General features: G+C 46.8%; 4 protein-coding genes. 1 reads left to right on the forward strand and 3 read right to left on the reverse strand.

From position 1 onward, the window contains the following. Positions 1-2 precede the first annotated feature (2 nt). From OU793_RS04715 to OU793_RS04725, 3 genes are all read right to left on the reverse strand, one after another. Positions 3-980 (reverse strand): ABC transporter permease, encoded by a 978-nt coding sequence (locus OU793_RS04715; protein WP_005455219.1) that lies wholly within the window; start codon positions 978-980, stop codon positions 3-5. A gap of 175 nt (positions 981-1,155) precedes the next feature. Further along, a complete protein-coding gene (locus OU793_RS04720) occupies positions 1,156-2,709 on the reverse strand; it encodes an ABC transporter substrate-binding protein (protein WP_005478744.1) in 1,554 nt (517 codons plus the stop codon). Positions 2,710-2,801: 92 nt separating this feature from the next. Then, a complete protein-coding gene (locus OU793_RS04725) occupies positions 2,802-4,517 on the reverse strand; it encodes an ABC transporter ATP-binding protein (RefSeq protein ID WP_005455179.1) in 1,716 nt (571 codons plus the stop codon). 676 nt (positions 4,518-5,193) lie between these two features. On the opposite strand from OU793_RS04725, the gene OU793_RS04730 reads away from it, so the two are divergent. Further along, entirely contained in the window at positions 5,194-5,919 is a 726-nt protein-coding gene (locus OU793_RS04730; protein ID WP_005496615.1) for an HAD family hydrolase, read from the forward strand. Positions 5,920-6,307 lie beyond the last annotated feature (388 nt).

A 6,307-nucleotide genomic window follows, 5' to 3' on the forward strand; every position in this document is an offset into this window, starting at 1 on the left:
GATTAAGCTCCTTTTCCAGTTAGGTTCACAGTTGGGTTGATGATGCCGTACAGCAAGTCAACGATGGTATTGGTTACCACGAAGATCAGACCAACAAAGATTACGTAGGCTGTGATTAACGGTGTATCAACACGGTTAATCGCCTCTAGGAAAAGGAAGCCAGTGCCCGGCCATTGGAACACGGTTTCTGTGAGGATGGTGTAGGCCACCATGGTACCAATTTGCACGCCACCTACCGTCAGTACCGGTAGCATGGTGTTCTTAAGTGCATGTTGGTAATAAATCTTTTGTAAGTTCAGGCCTTTAGCCTTAGCGAACTTGATGTATTCCGAACTCAGTACTTCCAGCATTTCTGAACGAACCAGACGGATAAACAGCGGCAACATGATCGATGCCAGCGCAATACACGGCAAGATCAGGTGCTTGATACCATCAATGGTAAAGAAGCCAGATTCCCAACCGAGCACGTTGACAGTCTCGCCCCGCCCGTAGGAAGGCAGCCAACCAAGCTCTATGGAGAAGACGTACATCAGCATGATCGCCGTCAGGAACACCGGAATCGAGATGCCGACGCTACTCATCGCCATGACAAATTTGGTGAAGATACTTTTCGGGTGAATCGCGGAGTACACCCCAAGTGGTATCGATAAAACAATAATGATGAGCGTTGCGCCAAACACGAGCTCTAGTGTCGCCACCAGCTTATCAAGAATAACCTCAACCGCTGGGCGCTTGAAAAAGTAAGACGTACCTAAATCACCTTGCAGTGCATTACCGACAAAGCGAGTGTACTTTGTGATAAAGGGATCGTTCAGGCCCAGTTCATCACGCAGCGCTTGACGCTCCGACTCTGAAACCGACTGACCTACAAGCTCACGCAGCGGGTCACCCAGGTTGTCCTGAATGGCAAACGCCACCAAACTGATCACAAACATCACTATCAGTGCCTGAAACAGGCGCTTGACCAGAAACGAAAACATTCCTTGCCCCTTAACTATCCATAGATCTCTAAATTTAGAGAGAAAATTCAGTCTGTAAAACTCGCTCAATCCGACTGAAACAAAACTGAGCTGAGTGATGAGCCTCATCAAGCATTCCTTGAGAGAAGCTCATGAAGGAGGGAATACGTCCCCTCCTTCTAACTACATCATGTGATTATTCAACCACTAGGTCACCGAAGTAAGGCATAACCATTGGGTTCACAATGTCTGCTGCTTTCACGTTAGACTTCGCGCCCCACGCTTCACTTTGCCAGTGTAGCGGTACAAATGCTGCGTCGTTGTAAAGCGTCGCTTCAACGCCTTTTAGCATTTCTGCACGTTTCGCTGGATCCGTTTCCACGTTCGCTGCTTCTACAATTTTGTCCATTTCTGGGTTTGAGTAGTAACCACAGTTGTACTGACCACGACCTGTCTCTTCGTTACGAGTCATTGTTAGGAACTCGTTGAAGTTCGCAGAGTCTTCAGTGTCTGAGTGCCAACCGATCATCAGCATGTCACCCGCACACTTATCAAACTCTGGCCAGTATTGCGCTTTTGGCATGGTTTTCAGATCAACCTTAATACCAATCTTAGACAACATTGCCGCCGCAGCCTGTGCAACTTTTGCATCGTTCACGTAACGGTTGTTTGGCGCAATCATAGTTAGGGCAAAGCCGTTCTCGTAGCCCGCTTCTTTCATCAGCTCTTTAGCTTTCTTCAGATCGTAGCGAGGAACCAGTTTTTCGTTGTGGCCAACGTAACCCGCAGGGCTTTGCTGACCAGCAGCTGTCGCGAAACCTTTCATGATTTTCTTCACGATGCCTTCGTTGTTGATCGCATGCACGATAGCTTGACGAACGCGCACGTCTTTCAACGCTTCATTGCTGTTTTGGTTCATTTGGAACGTGATGATTCGCGTACCAGGTAGTGTCACGAGATCGATGCCTTTCGCATCTTTCACACGTTGGTGATCGTTTGGCGCTACTGGGTGAATCATATCGACGCCACCAGAAAGAAGCGCAGCCACACGAGTCGCGTCTTCTTTGATTGGTACTAGCGTTAGCTTATCAACGTTACCTTTCGACGCTTTATCCCAGTAATCTTTGAAGCGTTCAAATTCCACTTTTACGCCTTGTTCACGTGATGTCACGATGAATGGGCCAGTACCGGAAACGTGAGTCGATGCAAATGAGTTACCGTGCTTCACTAGTTCAGACTTGTCTTTGCCGTCTTCTGTCTTACCTGAGTAGAACTTGCTGTCCATAGGGAAGATGTACGTCGCCGTTTGCAGAACAAGTGGGTATGGACCTTTAGTAACCAAATCGAACGTGTAGTCATCCACTTTTACGATTTTCTCGTACGGGTCGAAGATCGCTTTAAAGTCTGGAGAGCTTTGTAGACGCTCAAATGTCCACACCACATCATCCGCTGTTAGCGAGTTACCAGAGTGGAACTTCACGCCTTCACGCAGTTTGAAGCGTACCGTTGTGTCGTTAACACGTTCCCAGCTTTCTGCTAGACGAGGTTCGAAGTCCATTGTTTGAGTGAAACGAACTAGAGGGTCAAATACCATGTGTGACATTTGCAGTGTACCGCCAGACAACTGCTCATGCGGGTCAAGCGATACTGGGTCAGCAGCGTAGCCAACTTTAATATCTGCTGCTAGCGCATTAAAACTAAGGCCCGCAGCCATTAGCGCCACTGCTAATTTGCTTTTCATGGTTTTCATTTGCATAACTCCTTCATGCGGGGATCCGGATCCCTTGTTATTGTGTTTGCGTCTTTATAATGACTAAAGATCAGCCAAGCGAAATACTTGGTTTATGCCGTTTTGATTTCTTCTCGCAAGCCCGTAAATTCAGGCATCAGAGAGATCAATTTTTTGCTGTATTCGTGCTGTGGAGCAGTAAAGAGCTGCTCGGTAGGCGCGACTTCCAATAACGTGCCCATCTGCATTACACCTACTCGGTCACACATCTGACGAATCACCGGTAAATCGTGACTGATAAACAACATCGTTAGGTTCAGTTCACTTTGCAGATCTTTTAGCAAGTTCAGAATTTGTGCCTGTACCGACACATCCAACGCTGATGTCGGTTCATCACAAATCAAAAGTCGAGGACGAGTTGCCAGGGCACGCGCAATCGAAATACGCTGACGCTGACCACCAGAGAATTCATGAGGATATTTCACGCCAGCCATGCGACCCAAACCAACATGATCAAGCAAATCATTCACGATTTGACGTGTTTCTGCTTCATTCTTGGTGAGTTTATGGAAACGAATTGGCTCGGCAATAATGTCTGCCACCTTCATACGAGGGTTCATAGACGTGTATGGGTTTTGGAACACCATCTGCATTTGACGTCGCATCGGACGACGCTCTTTTTCCGACTTCATCGCCGTGAGATCGATGCCTTCAAATTTCACTTGGCCAGAGTTTGGCTCATACAAACCAGCAATCACGCGCGCGATGGTCGACTTACCCGAACCTGACTCACCCACCAGACCAAACGTCTCACCTTCGTGCACCTCAAAACTCACATTGTTCGAAGCCTGCACGTACTCACGGCGGCTTTCAAACAAAGAGTCCTTAGTCACAAACCTTAGGTTGACGTTTTTCACATCCAACAACGGGCCAGTGTACTCGCGCTGATCTTGGCTTTGACCCAGCCAGTGGTTCTTGATGTCCAGCGACTTCATTTCTGTCGCTTCTTCGATGTAACTCACCAGAGGGAAACGATCGAGCTTTCTGTCTGAGCGAGGAACCGCCGAAATCAAGCTGCGCGTGTATGGGTGATCTGGGTTGCCCAACACTTTTGCCGTTGGCCCAAACTCAACAAGATCGCCACGGTACATTACCGCCACGCGGTCTGTAACGTTTGAAACCACCCCCATGTCGTGCGTAACCAACATACAACCAACATTGTTCTGGATACACAACTCACGGATAAGATTCAGGATTTGGTCTTGGATTGATACGTCCAGTGCCGTGGTTGGCTCATCGGCGATGATCAGATCTGGCTCACCAGCCAAAGCGATCGCGATAACCACACGCTGACGCATACCACCAGAAAACTGGTGAGGATACTGTTTAAGACGGTTTTCAGGCTGAGGGATGCCGACTTGCTGCATCAGAGACAACGCGCGTTGATACGCCTCGTCGTCAGACACTTTCATGTTGGCATGAATGGTTTCTTTTAGCTGCTGCTCAACCGTAAACAAAGGGTTAAGAGAGGTCATAGGGTCTTGGAAGATAAAACCAATCTTCGAGCCACGCACCTTACGCATCGCTTCTGGTGTTAAGCCAGAGATTTTTTCACCATCCAAAAAGACATCGCCACTGGCAACGCGTCCCGGAGGGCTCAGCAAATCGATAACGGCGTTACCAACGGTGGACTTACCCGCACCGGATTCGCCAACAACACCCACGATTTCGCCTCGTTCAATATTAAACGAAAGTGATTTCACGGCCGCGTGAACGCCGTGTCGGGATGGATACTCAATACGAAGGTTTTTCACCTCTAATAGTGACATTTCAGACCTCTACTGCCTTGTCTGTGGTATCGAATTGCACTGGGAAAGCCCGTGCCATTCATCACCTGAATGAATCCGTTCAAATTCAGAATAATACTCTGAAATCTTAATGCGGAAACAATTTGGCAAAAATCACACAAAAAAGCAACAATTAAAGTATATTCCGCCGTAAAAACATTGAATACACGCACAATGAGCGAATAAAAATGCATTAACAAGTATTTAACCACTTTCATATCACCCCATTTTTGTGCGCCATGCACCATTAAAACTAGAAAAATGCTCTAAATATAGGCACAACATCACCTCACACTATAACCACACTATTCATGTGCGATTATTAACATTTACCAAACAATATATCGTACCAAAAGCGATTTTTCGGCATAAAATGTTACTAACAAAATAGTCGGCAAACATAAAAAACCAAAGTTAACCGGCTTCGCCTAAGGCTAAAACGTGAGCACCACAACAAAACAGAGGAAACCTCCTCAAAGTTGCGATTATGCGCCCGTTATGCGGTTTAATGATTAAGCCAAAAGAACAGCATCACTTAAGCGTAAACGAAACTGCACAATTTGCTGACGGATTGCCTCTTTACGATGCGATTTAGAGTGGGATAATAGGCTTTCGACGCCAGTGACTAATGACTAAGTAGCGAATGAAAGGAGCCCCTGTGCTTAAAGCGATTTTTTTTGATATGGACGAGACGTTATGTGGCACATCCCAAGCAGACAAAGCTGCAGGGCAAAAATTTGCTGCCTGGATTCAACAAACGTATCCACAAGTCTCTGATCCTCAAGCATTCTTACAACGCTACTTGCAAGGGGTATATAAAAAGCTCAACGCAGAGTTTCCTCAGCTGGTTGCTCTTCTTCCAGACGAAAATGCTTTTCGCTGTGGTCTGATCCAAACGATTTTGGCGGAGAACGGCATCCACATCGATGCAGAGCAAGCTCAGCAAGCGCAACACTATTTTGATTCAGCACGTATGGGCGCGTTCACTTTCTTCCCTGGCGTAAAAGAAATGCTGACGGATCTACGTAAGCACTACAAACTCGTCGTGATCACTAACGGTCCAATTTTCTCGCAGCACCCCAAATTGAAAGCAACACAAATGGATGAATGGGTGGACCATATTATTGTGGGTGGCGAAGAGCCAGAAGAAAAACCAGCGGCCAGCATATTCCAAAAAGCCTTGAATCTTGTCGACATCAAACCAGAAGAAGCCTTACACATCGGTGACTCTCTAGCAGCAGACATCGCAGGCGCAAACAACATGGGTATTTTGAGTGTGTGGGTGAATGCGACTGGCGCAAGTAATCCAACAGAGATAACGCCGAACTTTGAAATCCGAGAAACCGTCGAGCTAAAGGAAATCCTGAAAACACTCGCCCAATAACAACAGCGGATTAAGAAAATCACAACCCCAGACATTGAGCTGGGGTTTATTTTATCTGCGCGAAAAGCTCTGGGATCATGGGTGGTCTAAAGCACCAAAATCTGCACCAACCTTACAATTCATACGCAAAGCGAGATTCTGCTGATAGAAATCTTCTGGCTAGCCATTCTCAGCTAATATGGAGGAAAATAGAGTGGCTAAAATGCAAAAAAGCCCCAGTCTTTCGACTGGGGCTTTAAATCGCGGTTGGTGAAGAGCTATATTCTAACTTCAGGCGACCCCCACTTGGGTCCAAATCCTTTGAAGTATTGTCGACCAAGCTATGTAATAAACTCTAAAACGACGAAAGCCTGCTAAAAAGCAGGCTTTCTAATGGTGGTCGGTGAAG

Origin of the sequence: Vibrio sp. VP6 (assembly GCF_028823755.1) — a bacterium.
GTDB lineage: Bacteria > Pseudomonadota > Gammaproteobacteria > Enterobacterales > Vibrionaceae > Vibrio > Vibrio parahaemolyticus.